Here is a 15,985-nt window from a genome sequence, read left to right as displayed (position 1 = left end):
ACGCCGACAGCCCGAACGAGTGACCGTCCGGGCTGTCAAAGCGTGGTGCAGAGACTGACTGCGAGTTACTTCGCGACGACCGCGGCGAGCTGATCCAGGAAACCCTTGAGCTGCTTGCTGCGGACGGGATGCTGGAGCTTGCGGACCGCCTTCGCCTCGATCTGGCGAACGCGTTCGCGGGTCACCTTGAAGATCCGACCGACTTCTTCCAGGGTGTAGGTGTAACCGTCGCCCAGACCGTAGCGGAGCTTGATGATCTCCCGCTCGCGATACGTCAGCGTCTTCAGGACGGATTCAATCTTGTCCTTCAGCATCTCCTGCGTGGCGGCGTTGACCGGGCTTTCGGTGGCGTCGTCTTCGATGAAGTCGCCGAAGTAGCTGTCTTCGCTCTCGCCGACCGGACGATCGAGGCTGATCGGATGGCGGGAGATCTTCATCACCCGGCGGGTTTCCTCCAGCGAAACGCCCGCGGCTTCCGCGGTTTCCTCAATGGTGGGCTCCCGGCCCTTCTCCTGCAGCAGCCGCTTGCTGACTTTGCGAAGCTTGGACATCGTCTCGATCATGTGGACCGGGATGCGGATCGTCCGGGCCTGGTCGGCGATGGCCCGCGTGATCGCCTGACGAATCCACCACGTCGCATACGTCGAGAACTTGTAGCCGCGGCGGTATTCGTACTTGTCGACCGCCCGCATCAGCCCCGTATTGCCTTCCTGGATCAGGTCCAGGAAGCTCAGGCCGCGATTGCGGTACTTCTTGGCGATCGAGACGACCAGCCGCAGGTTGCCGCCCGACAGATCCCGCATCGCCTGTTCGTACGCCGCGAACCGCTCGTAGATCGACTCCATCCGCTTCTGGAGGCTTTCGGGCGTTTCCAGCGTCATCATCTGCAGGTCGTGAAGCTCTTTCTGCAGGTTGGCGCGCTCTTCGCGGGCCGACCGCAGACTCTTGAGCCCTTCGATCTGCTTCTGCAGATCGCACATCCGGCGGGAGATCTGCTCCATCCGCTTCATGACCGGCTGCAGGCGCTGCGTCCGGAGGCTCAGCTCTTCCAGCAGCGTCACCATCTTGCGACGGTGGTTCTTGAGCTCGTCGTCGGCGGACTTGCGATCGTCGGCGGTGCTGTCCGGCGAGACCTTCTTCTCGAACGCGGCAATCGACTTGGCGCGGAGCTGTTCGAGGGTCTTCAGGTTGTGGGGCATCCGGCCGAGAATCTGGTTCTTCTCCAGCCCCTCCGTCACCGACACCTTGATCGTCCGGTCGAACGGCAGCTCGCCGTTGTGAACCTTGTTCAGCACGTCGATCGACGTCTTGAGGGCGTAATCGCTTTCGAGAAGCTGGCGGCGGAACCGCTTGCGGGTGATCTCGATCTTCTTGGCGAGAGAGATCTCCTGCTCGCGGGTCAGGAGGGGGATTTCCCCCATCTGCGTCAGATACATGCGGACGGGATCATCGATCCGCTTCGACTTGTCATCGGAAATCAGGTCGCGAATACGGACCGGCTTGGCCTTGACCTTCTTCAGCTCAAGCTGTTCCTGGTGCCTGGCGACGCGCTCGTCGGGAATGATCTCCATCCCGATTTCGTCCAGCGCCAGCAGCAGATTATCCAGCTTCTCGGGACTGACCGCTTCGTCCGGCAGGTAATTGTTGACCTGCGAAAACGTCAGATAACCCTGACCCCGACCGAGCTGGATCAACTGGTTCAAACTCTCGTCGAGTCTGTGCACGGAAACTCCTCCCGAGGAAACAAAAATGAAATACGAGTCATTTCCGGGTCGTCCGGCGAAGGAGGCAGCCACAGCCTCTTCGCAGAATCGGTTGAGCCGCCAACCGGCCCCGGAAACTGTTTTCTTACGATGTCTTCGCGGCACGCTGCTGATGAAATTGCATGGCCCGCTGAAGAGCTTCCCGCGTCTGGGTATTCAAGCCCGAGGCGCCTTCGGAATGTTCCAGAAGACGACCCTGCGAGGCCTGATGCGATTCACGCTTGCGACGCCATCGGAAACCGTCCAGCACACGCTGCAACAAATTGGGCGGGGCTCCAGCCCCTTCGGACCCGGCGGCATCCGGCGCCAGCTTCGATTCGACATTCTGCAACCGCGCCTGCTCGTCAATCCAGACAGCAAAGCTTTTCAGTTGCGGCGATTCCAATTGCGACAACACCTTCTCAAACGACGGCGGCAACCCGTGCTCCCACAGGTCGCAGCAGACACAGAACAATTCCCGGCACGGTTCGCGTCGAAAGTCGTCCGCTCCAATCTCACTCACGACCTCTGCAATCATAGGGGGGCAAGTAAAGAGGACCTGCAATAATTCGCACTCCAGCAGATCGTCCTTCCGCTGACTGCGCTGCAGGGAAACGATCTCCTCCCGCAGCGCGACCTGCGCCTCCCCGTCACCTGGTCCATCTACGGCGACTTTCCGCACGCGGGAAGTTTCGCTGCGGCCATCCCGCACCCGGCGCAACTCTCCAAGTCGTTTGCGAATTTCCCCTTCGGCAATCCCGAGCCTGACCGGTAGTCGGCTCAACAGAGCGTTTTCCTTGACCGTTCCTGCCACCCCAGGCGCAAGAACCAGCAATTCCAGCAGACCTTCGAGGACCCGCAAACGCCCGTCGGAACTCTCCGTCCCGAAACGTTCCACGAACACCCGCTGCTGATATTCCCAAGCCTCCGGCGCCGTGCGAATCAGTTCCTGAAAGGCCGCCGTCCCATACGCCGACAGATATTCATCCGGATCGAGCTCCTCCGGCAGCGTCAGAATCCGCAAATCGACGTCCTGGGCCAGAAAGCGGGGAATTGCCCTCTCTGCAGCCCGCACGCCGGCCTCGTCTCCGTCAAACACCAGCACCACCGTCCGTGCAAACCGCTTCAGCATCGTGACGTGCTGTTCGGTCAGGGCCGTTCCCAACGTGCCGACGACGTTCAACACGCCCGCCTGGTGGCACTTGATGCAATCGGTGTACCCCTCGACGACACAGACCATTCCAGTCTGCTTGATCGCTTCGCGTGCGTGATCTAACCCGTAGGCCAGCTTGCTCTTGGCGAAAACCGAACTCTCCAGCCCGTTGATGTACTTGGCAGCGCTGGAATCCTTGGCGTCTGGTAAAATCCTCCCTCCGAATGAGACCGGACGCCCGCGCTCGTCCCGGATCGGAAACAGCACCCGATCCAGCAGTCCGAAGAAGTCGGTGTACCCGGAGCCCGATTTGCGCTCGGAGACCAGTTTTGCGGCCAGCAGCACCTCCGTCGAAAACCGCCCGGAGGCGCGCTTGAGCAGCCATTCCCAGTCGTCCGGATGATAGCCCAGCCGGTAACGCGCGATCGTCTCGGACGTGAAACCCCGCGATTCCAGGTAATTCCGCGCCCGCTGAGCCGCCTGAGCGTTCAGCAGAAACTGGTGAAATTCCTGTTCGGCCCAGGCCACGACATCCAGCAGTTGAGGCCGTTCCGGGGAACCCGGAGGTCTGGCATCCCGAAACTGCGAGGGCATTTCCAGGCCGGCCCGCTGGGCCAGCAGCTCCAGAGCCTCCTTGAACCCGACGTTTTCATGCTTCATGACGAAGGAAAAGACGTCGCCTCCTTCGTTACAGACCCAGCAGCGGTAGGACTGCCGCACGGGATTGATCTGCATCGACGGATTGTGGTCGTCGTGGAACGGGCAGAGCGATTTGAACATCCGCCCCCCCCGCTCGGAATGAACCGTCACCGACTCGCCCACCAACTGGACGATGTCGGTGCGACTGCGCACCAGCTCTTTGAATTCTTCGGGGGAGACCGGGGTCAACGACGGCGCCTTACGGAACGACTGAGCAAGCTTCACACATCAGGGAACGCAGGCAGGCCGAGCCGCTCTGGCGGATTGATACAGGGTTGACTTCTAGCAGGTCTGAAGCAGGCGGCGGAGTGCGTGGGCACCTCTCTGCCGCGGCTGGGATTCTACACCACAGAGAACGTCGGTCAAGGACCTGAAAAACACCGATTTCCCCGAGAATCAACCGCAACTGCTTATGGATACAAGTGTTAAGAATCCAAAGTCCCATCCCGACTGGCTCGATCCGCCGGCATGCCCTGCCAATTCCCCTCCGCGTGAAATCGCCAAAGATTCGCTCAAGATTCCGTGAAATGGCTCACAAAGGACACTTGGTTTCCGGGAATTCGTCGCTTCCGCCATTCCGGATTGTCGCGAAATCGATCAATCTCCCCGTCAGGCAGCCGAAGCTCTTCCGTCTTCGGTGTCATTCAGGACGGTCTGCATCTGCCGGAAGTTCGCCGTTTGCGGTGATGTCTGCCGGATCCCGCAGCCGGAAGACGAGATCTCCTGGCCCCAAGCCAGTTTCATCAACCGGCGTTCCAAAGTTGTCCTGCTGGTCGGGACCGATGCAGTAGAGAACCAGTGACTTCCCTTGGCGTGCCATCCGCAACGGCCGCCCGTCATACGGATCCCGCGGCACATAAAACGAGGGATCCTCCAGCAGCGATTCCAAAGTGGCGGGAAACTCGCCGTGACGCAGGCGATACCGATGACACGCCAGAGCGGCGAGGCACAGCCGTTGATGGGCTTCGTTCCGACTGGCCGCCTGGTGCACGTGCCCCAGCGCCGGCAGCAGCAACCGCGTCATAATCCCCATCGGCCCCGCGGTCGTCCGGCTGGAAAGCTGCTTCGCCAGCGCCTCGCGCTGCGCAAACGACTCCGTCGCCGCCTCCTGCCAGCGCACCATGAATCTGCGGTAGATCTCAAGATCCTGGATGAGCAGGAAAACTCGGTAGACCGGGCTGATATTGGGCGGCCAGCCGTTCAGCCCCAGCGGCTCCTGAATGGCATCCATGTCGCGCCAGTCGGCCACCTGGCAGAAGGTCATCACCCCGAAGGCTTCTTCCATCCGCAGTGCGCGCTGCAGCCGTCGTGTGGCGGGCGTCGGCCGCCAGTCGGCCAGCACGGCCAGATCGTCCGGAGTGACCGGATCACGAGACAGAATCTGTTGCAGACTCTCGGCCGCCATTGCATCCAGGGCAAAGGCGACGAGCATTGAGATGATTGGCGGCTCCTCGCCAGCGTGTCCGGCGAGTTGGTGGATCGCCAGGACATTCTCCAATGCGCCTCGTACGTCGCCATCGGCGGCGCGGGCGCGGGCCTCCAGCGCCAGGTCACGGGCCAGCACCCGCAGATTCTGCGCTCCGGACAACCAGGTGGCCGGGCGATTCCAGTCTCGTCCAAAATCACAACCCGGAAGGCTGGTTCCCGCGCGAACCAGCCGCAACAGCGGCGCAATCTGCTTCAAGTATGCGCGAAACTCGGAGTCGTCCGGTCGAAGCTCCACTTTGTCGTCCGACAAACCCTTGAGCCAGGTTTCGTAGGCCGCCGGCTTCGGGTCCAGCAGGCCGCCGTCGAAGGCCTCCTGATACAGCAAGGCGGCGTTGTCGCGGTTCTGAACGGGAAGCGGAGCCACCGACTGGGCCTGCACGCGGGCTTCGGCCCGCAGCACATCCATCTGCTGACGGACAGCCAGATCGAGCGTTGAGAGCGTAACCAGATGCGCCAGAAACGCACCGGCCGCGAGTAGACTGAGCATTCCCGGCGACCAGTGGAGGGCGCGCGGCGGAGCATCCGCGCGACGGCGCAGCCCCCAGATCAACAGAACGATCTCGCCGGCCAGCAGAAACAACAGAAGCAACAACAGCGGGACAAACAGCCCGACCTGCAGGCCGGGCTGTGACTCCAGAGCCCCAAACAGCAGCGTGACGATTGTGATTGCGGCCGCCGGGAGACCAATTCCGATCAGCAGAATTCCCCAGCGCAGCAGGCGTCGTCGGACGCGACTGGCCAGCGCCAGCGACAGCGCGGCCAGCAACAGCCAGAGTGCCAGCTCTTCGGTCCACAGCAGTAGAAACCCCATGATTCACGTCCCTTTCTGCGGGCTCGACAAGTGCAGCTCGAACTTGGTTTCAGCGGAGACCGCCCGGTTGTCCGGCGGACAGGATCAGGATCATCCGGCGAACTTCGGCCTCCGGAAGATCCGGCAACAAGTTGCGCAGCCCGACGGCCTCCCGCTCGACCTCCGACGCTGTGAGCAAAAGGCCGTCGGGGCGGGTATCGAGCGCAGCGGTCCACGAAACGTGACACCACAGCAGGAATATGGCGGCAGCGGCAGCGGCTTGCTTCCAGCGTCGCTGACGATGTTGCGCCCGCAGCTCGTGCGATACCGCCTTCAGGACCCGGCTGCGGAGGCTCGCCGGTGGCGGCAAACGGTCCCGCTGAAGCTGTTGCTCCAGTCCGTCGTCATTGTTTTCGATCATGCGTCGTTCCGTGGTTCAATCGTCGTGGGACGCGTTTCGGCCAGCAGTTCGCGCAGCCGCTCGAGGGCATAGCGATACCGGCTCGCGGCCGTATTGGGACTGATCCCCAGCACCGCACCGATTTCCGTGAAGGTCAATTCGCCGTCGACCTTGAGTGTGAGGACTTCCTGCTGCGGTTCCGGCAGCAACTGGACGGCCGCCGCCAGCCGTTGACGGTCTTCCTGCCCGGCGGCCAGCAGCGGCGGTCCGGGCCGGGGGTCGGTCGCGTCTTCGAATTCCGAGGCTGGAGTGATTCGCAGTCCTGAGGGACTCCGGTGTACACGGCGAAAAAGGGACGAAAACAGGTAGGCTGGCAGGCTTTCCACACACCGTAATGCCGACCGCGACCGAACCAGTGCCACCAACAGGTCCTGGACAGCATCTTCAGCCGCGTCCGGATTTCGCAGCAGACCCAGGGCCGTCCCGTACAATCGGGGGCCATAGAGTTCGTAGAGCTGCGCGAACGCCTCCGGTTCGCCCGTGGCCAGCCGGTCCAGGAGACGCCGTTCGTCGTCCGGGTCGCTCATAACTCCAAGGAGCGCAGGGCAGGCCGGATTTGTCTACTCGACCCTGCCGAAATCTGCGATCCGGAACGGGGCTTGACCCGTTGTCGGGCTACGGCTTCTGCACGAACCGCGAGTTTTGAGGTCCGACTGGGTTGCCCGGCGGCGGCCAGTCGAGTCTCTTGGGGCGGTCCCATTCTCGACACGAAGGAGCGCGACCTCGGATGCATGCGAATCTGGATCTGATTTTGACGCTGACGGGAGGACTGAGCGCCGCCCTCGTCCTGGGCTACATCACTCAGCGTCTCGGCTTGTCTCCGATCGTGGGGTACTTGCTCGCCGGGATTGCGGTGGGGCCGACGACGCCCGGGTTTGTGGCGAATCGGGAAGTCGCCGATCAACTGGCGGAAGTGGGGGTGATTCTGCTGATGTTCGGGGTCGGCCTGCAGTTCCACCTGAAGGAGCTGTTGGCAGTCCGTCGGATCGCGATCCCTGGAGCTGTCTTTCAGAGCCTCGTCGCCACCGTCCTGGGAGCGGTCATCGCCCGCGCCCTGGGCTGGGACTGGACCGCGGGGCTGGTTTTCGGTCTGGCGATTTCCGTCGCGAGCACGGTCGTGCTCGTTCGCGTGCTGGCTGACAACAACGATCTGCATACGCCAACAGGCCACATCGCCGTCGGCTGGCTGGTGGTGGAGGACCTGTTTACGGTCGTCGTCCTGGTCGTGCTGCCGGCGCTGTTCGGTCACCAGGCGGAAGACGGTCTCTGGATGCCCCTGGCGCTCGGCCTGGCGGGGTTAAAGATTGCCGTACTGGTGGCTTCGGTCTTCCTGCTGGGGGGCAAGGTGATCCCGTGGCTGCTGACGAAAGTTGCCGCCACGCGGTCGCGAGAGCTGTTCACGCTGACGGTGCTCGTGGTCGCCCTCGGCATTGCGGTGGGGTCCACCAAGCTGTTCGGCGTCTCGATGGCCCTGGGGGCATTTCTGGCGGGAATGGTCGTCGGACGTTCCGAGTTCAGTCTGCGGGCGGCGACCGAAGCGCTCCCGATGCGCGACGCGTTCGCGGTGCTCTTTTTCGTTTCCGTCGGCATGCTGTTCGAGCCGACGATTCTGGTGCAGTCCCCTGTCCTGATCCTCGCCACGCTGCTCATCGTCATGGTCGGCAAGCCTCTCGCCGCCGTCGTGATCGTTCTCGCGCTGGGCTATCCCACGCGTGTCGCCTTCGGCGTCTCAGCGGCCCTCGCGCAAGTCGGCGAGTTCTCGTTCATTCTGGCGGCGCTTGGTAGACATCTCGAAATCATCCCCCTGGAAATTTCGAATGCGGTGGTTGCCACAGCGATCGTCTCCATCTCGCTCAATCCGCTGCTCTACCGCGTGGTCGACCCGTTGAACGCCTGGTGCGCCAGAAATCCTCGTCTGACTCGCTGGGCTCAAAAATCGGCCCTGATCGCTGGGCCGGAATCGGCGACCGCTGTCGAACCGGGCACCGAAGGGGCGCGGCCGGCACGTGCCGTTGTCGTCGGTTATGGCCCCGTCGGCCAGACGGTCTGCCGGCTGCTGAAGAGCAACGGCGTCGAGGCGTCGGTCATCGAGATGAATCTGGAGACCGTCAAACGGTTGCGAATGCAGGGGATTGAGGCGGTGTATGGCGACGCCGGGCACCCGGAGACGCTGCGCGCGGCCGGCATCCAGCAGGCCAGCACTCTGATCCTGAGCGCGTCGGGGCTGGCGAACGCGCGCGAGATCATCCGCCTCGCTCACGAGCTGAGACCGCGGCTCCGCGTCCTGGTGCGGACGGCCTATCTCCGTGAAAACGACGAGCTGATCGCCGCGGGGGCGGACCGGGTCTTTTCGGGAGAAGGAGAAGTGGCCCTGGCGATGACTGAGTCCATTCTGCGCGACTTGGGAGCAATTCCCGAACAGATCGACCGCGAGCGGCAGCGCGTGCGGGAGGAGCTGTTTGGTTGAGCGCCGACGCCATGTCCAGAAAATGAACTGCATCCGGATATTGAACTGCCCGCCGCTCCCGGCCTTCCCTCTGGCATCCGGCTGCTCCATCTGGGACAATCTTCCCCCGGAGGATCGGCAATGCTTCGGCTGAATGGCTCGGCGAAACGTCTCTGCACCGGCATCACCCGCCGCGACCTGCTGCACATCGGCGGCGTCGGCGCGCTGGGACTCGGTCTCGACGGCGCTCTGCGAGCGGATGTCGCCGGCGGCCGGCCGCAGGCCAAAGCCTGCATCTTCGTTTTTCTCTTCGGTTCGCCCCCTCAGCACGAAACGTTCGATCCCAAGCCCCTCGCTCCGTCGGAAATCCAGGGCGAAATGGGGGCCATCGACACTGCCGTCCCCGGTCTGCAGATCGGCGAAGGCCTGCCGCAGATCGCCCGCATCGCCGACCGGCTGACGGTCGTCCGCTCGATGACCCACGACTATCCGATTCACTGCTGCGCCTACGTGATGACGGGGATGCCGACCTACAGCATTCCGCTGGAAACCAATCCCCGCGCCCCCGAACACTGGCCCTTCATGGGCTCGATCGTCGACTACCTGGAAGCCCGCCGGTCGGGACCGGCGCCGACGCTCCCCCGGAACATCGGGCTCCCCTGGCGGTTCTGCGCCCGCGGCAGCTCCCCGACGCAGGCCGGGCCCTACTCGGCCTTCCTCGGCGACGGCTACGATCCGTTCTGGACCGACTTCACCGGTCAGGGGACGGTCGTCGTCCCCGCTCTGAACGCCGACAGCCAGACCGAGCAGGTCCGCGATCCTCATGCCGGGATCACGTCGACCGACCGCTTCCAGCTCGCTCCCGGCTGCCAGTTGCCGGCGGAACTTTCCACCAGCCGCTTCGACGCCCGCGTCCATCTGCTGCAGCAGTTCGACGCCGCCCGCCCGCAGCTCGATCGGGCCGCGGCGGTGACGGGCTACGACATGCACCGCGAACGCGCGCTGTCATTGATCGGTTCGAACCGCATCCGCACGGCTCTCGATGTCGACCGCGAATCCCCCGCCCTGCGCGAGCGCTACGGCATGACGCTGTTCGGCCAGTCGTGTCTCGCCGCCCGCCGGCTGGTCGAAGCGGGAGCGAAATTCGTCTCCGTTTTCTGGGACCCGTTCGGTCCGCATGGTGCGTCGGTGTGGGATACCCACTCGAACCATTTCCCCCGCCTCAAGAACTATCTGTTGCCCGTCTTCGATCAGAGCTATTCGGCCCTGATCGGCGATCTCGACGACCGCGGGATGCTCGACGAGACGCTGGTCCTCTGCACCAGCGAGCACGGCCGGACGCCCCAGATCGATTCGAAGCCCAAGGGAGGCGCCCGCCATCACTGGTCGCGAGCCTATTCGTCGGTCTTTGCGGGAGGGGGCATGGCCCGCGGCCGGGTCGTCGGCCAGACCGATGCCATCGCCGGGGACGTGACCGAAACGCCGATCTCTCCCAAGGACATGCAGGCGACGGCGTATCACCTGCTGGGCTATGCGGAGACGACGACGGTCCCCGACGCGCTGGGTCGACCGCATCCGATTGCGGGGGATGGGAAAGTCCGGCCCGAATTGCTGGGCTGATCGCGATGCACCCTCCGTTCTTCCCCGCGGCTTCACCCGCTATACTCTCCCACCGCTGCAGGGCCGTCCTGCGGCAGCCATCATTGCCGGGACATCCAGGAGGGAGTCGTGACGGACGCGGGTCGAGGTCTCAAAGTCTATTGCGCGGGGCCGCTGTTCAATCAGGCCGAGCGCGACGAGATGACCGCCATCGCCGAGGGTCTCGTAGCGGCCCGCTATGACGTTTACCTGCCCCATCGCGACGGGATGGAGTTCCGGCTGGTCCTTGATGTCCTCCTCGACCGGGGCTGGGAACACTCGGTTGCCGGGCAGTTTTTGCACGAAGCGATCTTCGCCCTCGACGTCCATCAGGTCGTGGTCGACTGCGACGCGCTGGTCTGGAACCTCAACGGCCGGGTTCCCGACGAAGGAGCCGTCTCTGAAGCCGCCATCGCCTGGACGCTGGGCAAGCCGACCGTCGCCTACAAGGACGACGTCCGCTCGCTGATCGCCGGCCGGTATAACCCCTTGCTGGTGGGCCTCGTCGATTTCACGACGGTCGACGCCATCGACGACATCCCGGCGGCGCTGGCCCGCGAAATCGCCAGCCAGCCCCCCCCGGAAATCAATCCAAACCGCCTGCCGCCGCGCCTGCAGCGAGCCGTCGACGCCGGCGCCGCCCTCTGGGAAACGATGACGAGCACCGGCGCGTACTGCGAGAACGAGATCCTCGCGGATTGCGTGACGCGGCTGTTTGCGCCAACCTGAAGAGCGGGTATCGGGTCTCGGGATTCGGGTATCGCAGACAAGACGAAGAAGTGAGGAGTGGTCGGTGATGAGTGAGTGGAGTCCGCGATGCGGACATCGCCGACAGGTGACCTCTTCCTTTCGACATTCCGCCTTCGACATTCGACATTTCCACCTAGAAACGAATAGCCTTTCGAAGTCCGCACGCCCGTCCGGCACTTGACTCTTGGCACTCGTCACTCGGCACTTGGCCCTCCCCCCATGCTCCACCCCTACGCCGAGATCCCCGAACTTTCAGACCTGCAGGTGGGCGGGCCTCTCGTCCGCATTCCCATGCAGCTCGATGTGCCGTTCACGCCGCGGGTGCGGGCCATCGTCGATACCGTCGAATTCCAGCGTCTCCGGCATATCACCCAGCTCGGCCTTGCCGACCGCGTCTATCCCGGCGCCACGCACACGCGGTTCGAGCACGCGCTCGGCGTCTTCCACAACGCGCTGCGGTATCTCTGGCAGCTCGGCAAAGATCCCCGCTTCAGCCAGGTCGTCGACACCCACCAGGCCGAAGTGCTGATGGTCGCAGCGTTGCTGCACGACCTTGGGCACTGGCCCTTCTGCCATCCCATCGAAGACATGGGGCTGGCGGAGCTGCCGCCGCACGAGGCCTTCGCCGCCGAGTTTCTCGGCCCCGGCAGCGAGCTGGCCGCGGCCCTGGAACAGCACTGGAACATCCGCGCGGACGAAGTCCTCGACGTCCTCACTCCGAAGACCGACAGCCCGGCCCTGCGCCTGATGCGCTCGATCCTCTCCGGGCCGATCGACATCGACAAGATGGACTACCTCGAACGGGACAGCCTGCACGCCGGAGTTCCCTACGGACGCAATTTCGACCGCAGCCGGCTGATCCAGTCCCTGCTGGTGAACGAGGCGGGCGACGGCCTGGCGATCAGCGCCAAGGGAAAAACCGCCGCGGAACTGATGGTCTTCGCCCGCTACGTGATGTTCAGCGAGGTCTACTGGCACCACGCGGTCCGCTCGGCGACCTGCATGTTCGCCCGCAGTTTTTATGAGCTGCATCGCCAGCTCGACCTGCAGTCCCTGTTCCGCCTGACCGAATACGACGTCATCCGCGAACTGCAGAGGCAGGCCGTGGGGACGCCGGTTGCCCCGCTGCTCGAAGGTCTGTTCGGAGCAAAACGCCGGCTTCACAAGCGGGTCATTGAGTTCACCGCCGACCAGTCGCCGGAGCTGTATCGGGCACTCGCCGGCCGCCCGTATGCGGAGACCGTCGAAGTCGGTCTGCAACTGCTGTCGGCCCTCGAACGCCTGACCGGCCGGACGCTGGCGGCGACCGACGTTCTGATCGACGCGCCGCCGGTCCACAAGGAAGTCGAATTCCGGGTCGAGATCTACGATCCCAAAGCCCGCGTCTATCGTCCGCTGGGCCAGGTCTCGCCGGTCGTCGACGCCCTTGCCCGCACGCAGTTCGACGACTTCGTCAAACGTGTCCGCGTCTTCGCCGAGCCCGACCTCGCCCGGATCCTCAAAGACCGCTACGACGAGTTTGTGCGGGAACTGGAAGCCGCCGCCTGCTCGACGTGAATTCAGGTGGCACAGACATTCCTGACTGTGCTCTTCAATTCTTCCTCAACGCTCGACGCTCAACGCCCCGCGTGACAGATCGCGGCATACCGCCGCACCGTCTCCGGCAGCCCCAGCTCCAGCGCATCCGCAATCAGCGCATGCCCGATCGAGACTTCCAGAATCCCCGGCACGCCCTCCAGAAACGGGCCGAGATTGTCGAGGCTCAGGTCGTGTCCGGCATTGAGTCCCAGACCCGCCTCCAGCGCCGCACGGGCCGCCGCAGCGTAGCGGGCAATCGACTCGGCCCCGTGCCCGGCGGCAAATTCCTCCGCGTACGGACCGGTGTAAAGCTCGATGCGATCGGCCCCCAGTGCGCGGGCCAGCGCCATCTGCTCCGGGACCGGGTCCATGAACAGGCTCACGCGGATGCCGAGGCCCGACAGCTCCGCGATCAGCGGTCGCAGGCGGTCGTTGTCGGCCGGCAACTGCCAGCCGTGGTCCGAGGTCAACTGATCGCGGGCGTCCGGCACCAGAGTGCATTGCGTCGGCTTCACCGTCCGGACCAGTTCCATGAAGGTCGGTTCGAGCGGGTTTCCCTCGATGTTGAACTCGACGTCGAGCATCGCCTTCAGTTCGTGCACGTCGGACCGGCGGATGTGCCGTTCGTCCGGCCGCGGGTGGACGGTGATGCCGTCCGCCCCCGCCTGCAGGCAGGTGGTCGCCGCCCGAGTGACGCTTGGAATCCCCGAACCCCGGCTGTTCCGGATCAGGGCGATCTTATTGAGGTTCACGCTGAGCTGAGTCATACCGTCGGTTCCGTCGCTGTCCCGTGAGCCGCGTGCCCCTGCCGGGCGCCGCGCAACGTCAGGATGAGCAGTGCCGCCGCCGCCATCAAGCCCGCCCCGAACCAGTACGGCATCGCCACGGTCCACTTCTGCAGCCCCAGCCCGGCGATCGGGCCCAGAATCCGGGCCAGCGACGAAATGCTCTGACCGACTCCCAGAATCCCCCCTTGTTCGTCGCTGGCGCTGTTGAGCGACAGCAGCGACTGCAGCGACGGCGTCGTGGCGGAAAACCCGACGACGCACACGGGGAGCACGCAGAACAGCAGCGCCAGCGACACCGTGCGATTCTCCGGCAGCGTCGCGGCCCCAATTCCCAGCAGTCCGCATGACATCAGCGCGACGCCGATCGTCGCCATCCGGAACTCGCCAAGTTTCGGCAGGAGCCGGCGGACGAGAAACCCCTGGGCCAGCGTGAGAATGAACCCGATGTAGGCAAACACCAGGAAGTTGCCCCGGTCGCTGATGCCCCGGTCCTCCGTCAGCAGCGACAGCGTGCTTTCGAACTGAGCAAACGCGAACGTCGTCAGAAAGATCGAGGCCAGCACCCAGCCGACGTACGGCAGGCCGACGGCACGTCGCAGCGAGCTGACGTCGAACCACTTCCGCCCCGGAGCGGGGGCCACGCCCCTCTTGAGGGACTCGGGCAGCATCGTCAGCGCCCAGAGAAAAGCGACGCCCGACAGCGCAGCCGCGACATAACCCGGCGCTGCGCTCGGTGCGTCGAGTTTGTCGGCACGCACAAACGCCGCCCCGATCAGCGGACCGAAGGTGAAGCCGATGCCGAACGCCGCCCCGATCAGCGCCATCCCCTTCCCCCGGCTCTTCGCGTCGGTCACGTCGGCGATATAGGCCTGAGCGGTGGGAATCGTCGCCCCGGCGATGCCTGCTCCGATCCGCGTCACGAACAGCCAGAAGACGGGGCTGAGTCCGAAGATCGGCCCCAGATTCCCCCGCTGCGTCACAACCGCAAACAGGAAATAGAACAGCGTCGAGCCGAACAGCCCGATCAGCAGCACCGGCCGCCGGCCGACGCGATCCGACCACCGGCCCCACAGCGGCGCGAACAGAAACTGCATCGCCGAGAACGACGCCATCAGAAATCCGAGCGTCAGCTTGTCGGCCTCGAAGTGCAGCCCGTACCGCGGCAGGAGAGGCAGGACGATGCCGAACCCCAGCAGATCGATGAACACGGTGAAGAAGATAATCAGCAGCGGACTGCGGCGGGACGACATGGGAGGCGGGGCTCTGGCAGGAGGTTCGCGCGATTCACAATTTCAACAGCGGAAACAGCTTCCGCAAACGCCGCCGTCGCCGCAAGCTCGCCGGGCGAGAGAAGAAAAAGGATTCACCGCGGAGGCTCGGAGGACGTGGAGATGACCGGGGGAGGAAATCTCGAATGTCGAAGGCGGAATGTCGAAAGAAGATGCCGCGAGTCGGAAGACGCTGCGAACATATTGACCGAAGGTCAGTTCTTCGTGGCGTCGTCGCGTGAAATCCTCTCACCTCCGTGAGAGATCTTCAATCCAGCACGCGGGCCACCGGCAGGGAGTTTCCGAAGCGCTCGAAGTCCTTGAACGTCCAGACGACTTTCTTGTCGGGCGTTACTTCGAGAAGCTGCGGATTCTCCGGGCCCGCATGGCAGTTGACGATCAGCGTGTTGCCGTTCTTCAGGCGCTCGACCATCGTGATCCACGCGAGCTGAATCCCCGGCAACTCCTGCTCGCCGATCGACCAGACCGTCTTCCCCGCCGGGTCGACCTCGATCACACTGTGGCCGTCCCCCATTCCGAGCAACGTATTGCCGTTCTCCAGGCGGATCGCCGAGTAGAGCCGCTTACCGGCGGCATACTCCCAGACGACCTTGCCGTCGCCGTCGTACTCGCGGACCGCCAGGTCCCCCTCCTGGGCCGCCAGGTAGTGACCGTTCGACAGCTTCCGGACCAGCCGCGTATCGCGGTGCGCATCGGGATGTTGCCGTTTCAGCGCCACCGTTTTGAGGATCTTTCCCTGTGCATCGACTTCAATAATCCGCCCGCGACCGCTCTCGACGATCATCGTCGAGCCGTTCGGCAGCCGCTGAAACGCATGGATCTCCACCCGTTCGCCGGCAGCCGGCTTCGCGTCGTACTTCCAGACGACCTTGCCTTGCGGATCGACTTCGACGACGTCCTGAAACGTCGTCTGAAACAGGACATTACCGTCGGCCAGGACGTGCAGGTCGTGGACGTCCCGGATCGGCCGTTCCCACGCGACGGAGTTGTCCGCGTTCACCAGCGCGATCCGCTTTTTCTGGTAGTCCGCCGCCAGCACCCGCCGGGGCGTCCCCGTCTGCGTGGGATGGTCGGCCCAAACCGCTGACAGCGAAACCAGACACAACGGCAGCAGCGCAAGCAGACGAACGATCATGGTGGCATCTCAAGGAATGAAGACGAGTT

Annotated in this window: 12 protein-coding genes; 4 read left to right on the top strand and 8 right to left on the bottom strand. The window is 64.0% G+C overall.

Annotated elements, in window-relative coordinates; genetic code table 11:
• Positions 1-65 precede the first annotated feature (65 nt).
• The 5 genes from rpoD to SH412_RS28270 all read right to left on the bottom strand — a co-directional run bounded on the left by rpoD (position 66) and on the right by SH412_RS28270 (position 6,859).
• A complete protein-coding gene (rpoD, locus tag SH412_RS28290) occupies positions 66-1,724 on the bottom strand; it encodes an RNA polymerase sigma factor RpoD (protein ID WP_336521399.1) in 1,659 nt (552 codons plus the stop codon).
• Positions 1,725-1,848: 124 nt separating this feature from the next.
• On the bottom strand, positions 1,849-3,783 hold the full coding sequence (gene dnaG / locus SH412_RS28285) for a DNA primase (protein WP_336521398.1): 1,935 nt from the start codon (positions 3,781-3,783) through the stop codon (positions 1,849-1,851).
• Positions 3,784-4,234: 451 nt separating this feature from the next.
• Complete coding sequence (locus SH412_RS28280; RefSeq protein ID WP_336521397.1) at positions 4,235-5,893, bottom strand: hypothetical protein; 1,659 nt, start codon at positions 5,891-5,893, stop codon at positions 4,235-4,237.
• A 49-nt stretch (positions 5,894-5,942) separates the two neighbouring features.
• Positions 5,943-6,293 (bottom strand): hypothetical protein, encoded by a 351-nt coding sequence (locus tag SH412_RS28275; protein WP_336521396.1) that lies wholly within the window; start codon positions 6,291-6,293, stop codon positions 5,943-5,945.
• A complete protein-coding gene (locus tag SH412_RS28270; protein WP_336521395.1) occupies positions 6,290-6,859 on the bottom strand; it encodes an RNA polymerase sigma factor in 570 nt (189 codons plus the stop codon). Before SH412_RS28270 ends, SH412_RS28275 begins: the two co-directional genes overlap by 4 nt.
• Positions 6,860-7,059: 200 nt before the next feature.
• Here SH412_RS28270 and SH412_RS28265 point away from each other — a divergent pair, with 200 nt between their 5' ends.
• From SH412_RS28265 to SH412_RS28250, 4 genes are all read left to right on the top strand, one after another.
• A complete protein-coding gene (locus SH412_RS28265) occupies positions 7,060-8,799 on the top strand; it encodes a cation:proton antiporter (protein WP_336521394.1) in 1,740 nt (579 codons plus the stop codon).
• A 120-nt stretch (positions 8,800-8,919) separates the two neighbouring features.
• Positions 8,920-10,398 (top strand): DUF1501 domain-containing protein, encoded by a 1,479-nt coding sequence (locus tag SH412_RS28260; RefSeq protein ID WP_336521393.1) that lies wholly within the window; start codon positions 8,920-8,922, stop codon positions 10,396-10,398.
• Between the two features lie 108 nt (positions 10,399-10,506).
• Positions 10,507-11,145 (top strand): nucleoside 2-deoxyribosyltransferase, encoded by a 639-nt coding sequence (locus SH412_RS28255; protein WP_336521392.1) that lies wholly within the window; start codon positions 10,507-10,509, stop codon positions 11,143-11,145.
• Positions 11,146-11,385: 240 nt separating this feature from the next.
• A complete protein-coding gene (locus SH412_RS28250; RefSeq protein WP_336521391.1) occupies positions 11,386-12,723 on the top strand; it encodes an HD domain-containing protein in 1,338 nt (445 codons plus the stop codon).
• A 59-nt stretch (positions 12,724-12,782) separates the two neighbouring features.
• Here SH412_RS28250 and SH412_RS28245 read toward each other — a convergent pair whose 3' ends face one another.
• The 3 genes from SH412_RS28245 to SH412_RS28235 all read right to left on the bottom strand — a co-directional run bounded on the left by SH412_RS28245 (position 12,783) and on the right by SH412_RS28235 (position 15,956).
• Entirely contained in the window at positions 12,783-13,511 is a 729-nt protein-coding gene (locus tag SH412_RS28245; protein WP_336521390.1) for a pyridoxine 5'-phosphate synthase, read from the bottom strand.
• A complete protein-coding gene (locus SH412_RS28240) occupies positions 13,508-14,782 on the bottom strand; it encodes an MFS transporter (protein WP_336521389.1) in 1,275 nt (424 codons plus the stop codon). The genes SH412_RS28245 and SH412_RS28240 overlap by 4 nt, the downstream gene beginning before the upstream one ends.
• Positions 14,783-15,068: 286 nt before the next feature.
• Positions 15,069-15,956, bottom strand: a complete 888-nt coding sequence (locus tag SH412_RS28235) for a beta-propeller domain-containing protein (RefSeq protein WP_336521388.1) — start codon at positions 15,954-15,956, stop codon at positions 15,069-15,071.
• Positions 15,957-15,985: the final 29 nt, after the last annotated feature.

This window comes from Planctellipticum variicoloris (assembly GCF_030622045.1).
GTDB classification, from domain to species: domain Bacteria; phylum Planctomycetota; class Planctomycetia; order Planctomycetales; family Planctomycetaceae; genus Planctellipticum; species Planctellipticum variicoloris.
The sequence above is the reverse complement of the archived record's forward strand: the minus strand, read 5'-3'. Positions and strand labels throughout refer to the sequence as shown.

What these genes read in the sequence shown, in the direction of transcription:
- SH412_RS28280 (WP_336521397.1), bottom strand. Translation starts at nt 5,893, where the DNA reads ATGGGGTTTCTACTGCTGTGGACCGAAGAGCTGGCACTCTGGCTGTTG.
- SH412_RS28275 (WP_336521396.1), bottom strand. Translation starts at nt 6,293, where the DNA reads ATGATCGAAAACAATGACGACGGACTGGAGCAACAGCTTCAGCGGGAC.
- SH412_RS28270 (WP_336521395.1), bottom strand. Translation starts at nt 6,859, where the DNA reads ATGAGCGACCCGGACGACGAACGGCGTCTCCTGGACCGGCTGGCCACG.
- SH412_RS28265 (WP_336521394.1), top strand. Translation starts at nt 7,060, where the DNA reads ATGCATGCGAATCTGGATCTGATTTTGACGCTGACGGGAGGACTGAGC.
- SH412_RS28260 (WP_336521393.1), top strand. Translation starts at nt 8,920, where the DNA reads ATGCTTCGGCTGAATGGCTCGGCGAAACGTCTCTGCACCGGCATCACC.
- SH412_RS28250 (WP_336521391.1), top strand. Translation starts at nt 11,386, where the DNA reads ATGCTCCACCCCTACGCCGAGATCCCCGAACTTTCAGACCTGCAGGTG.
- SH412_RS28245 (WP_336521390.1), bottom strand. Translation starts at nt 13,511, where the DNA reads ATGACTCAGCTCAGCGTGAACCTCAATAAGATCGCCCTGATCCGGAAC.
- SH412_RS28240 (WP_336521389.1), bottom strand. Translation starts at nt 14,782, where the DNA reads ATGTCGTCCCGCCGCAGTCCGCTGCTGATTATCTTCTTCACCGTGTTC.
- SH412_RS28235 (WP_336521388.1), bottom strand. Translation starts at nt 15,956, where the DNA reads ATGATCGTTCGTCTGCTTGCGCTGCTGCCGTTGTGTCTGGTTTCGCTG.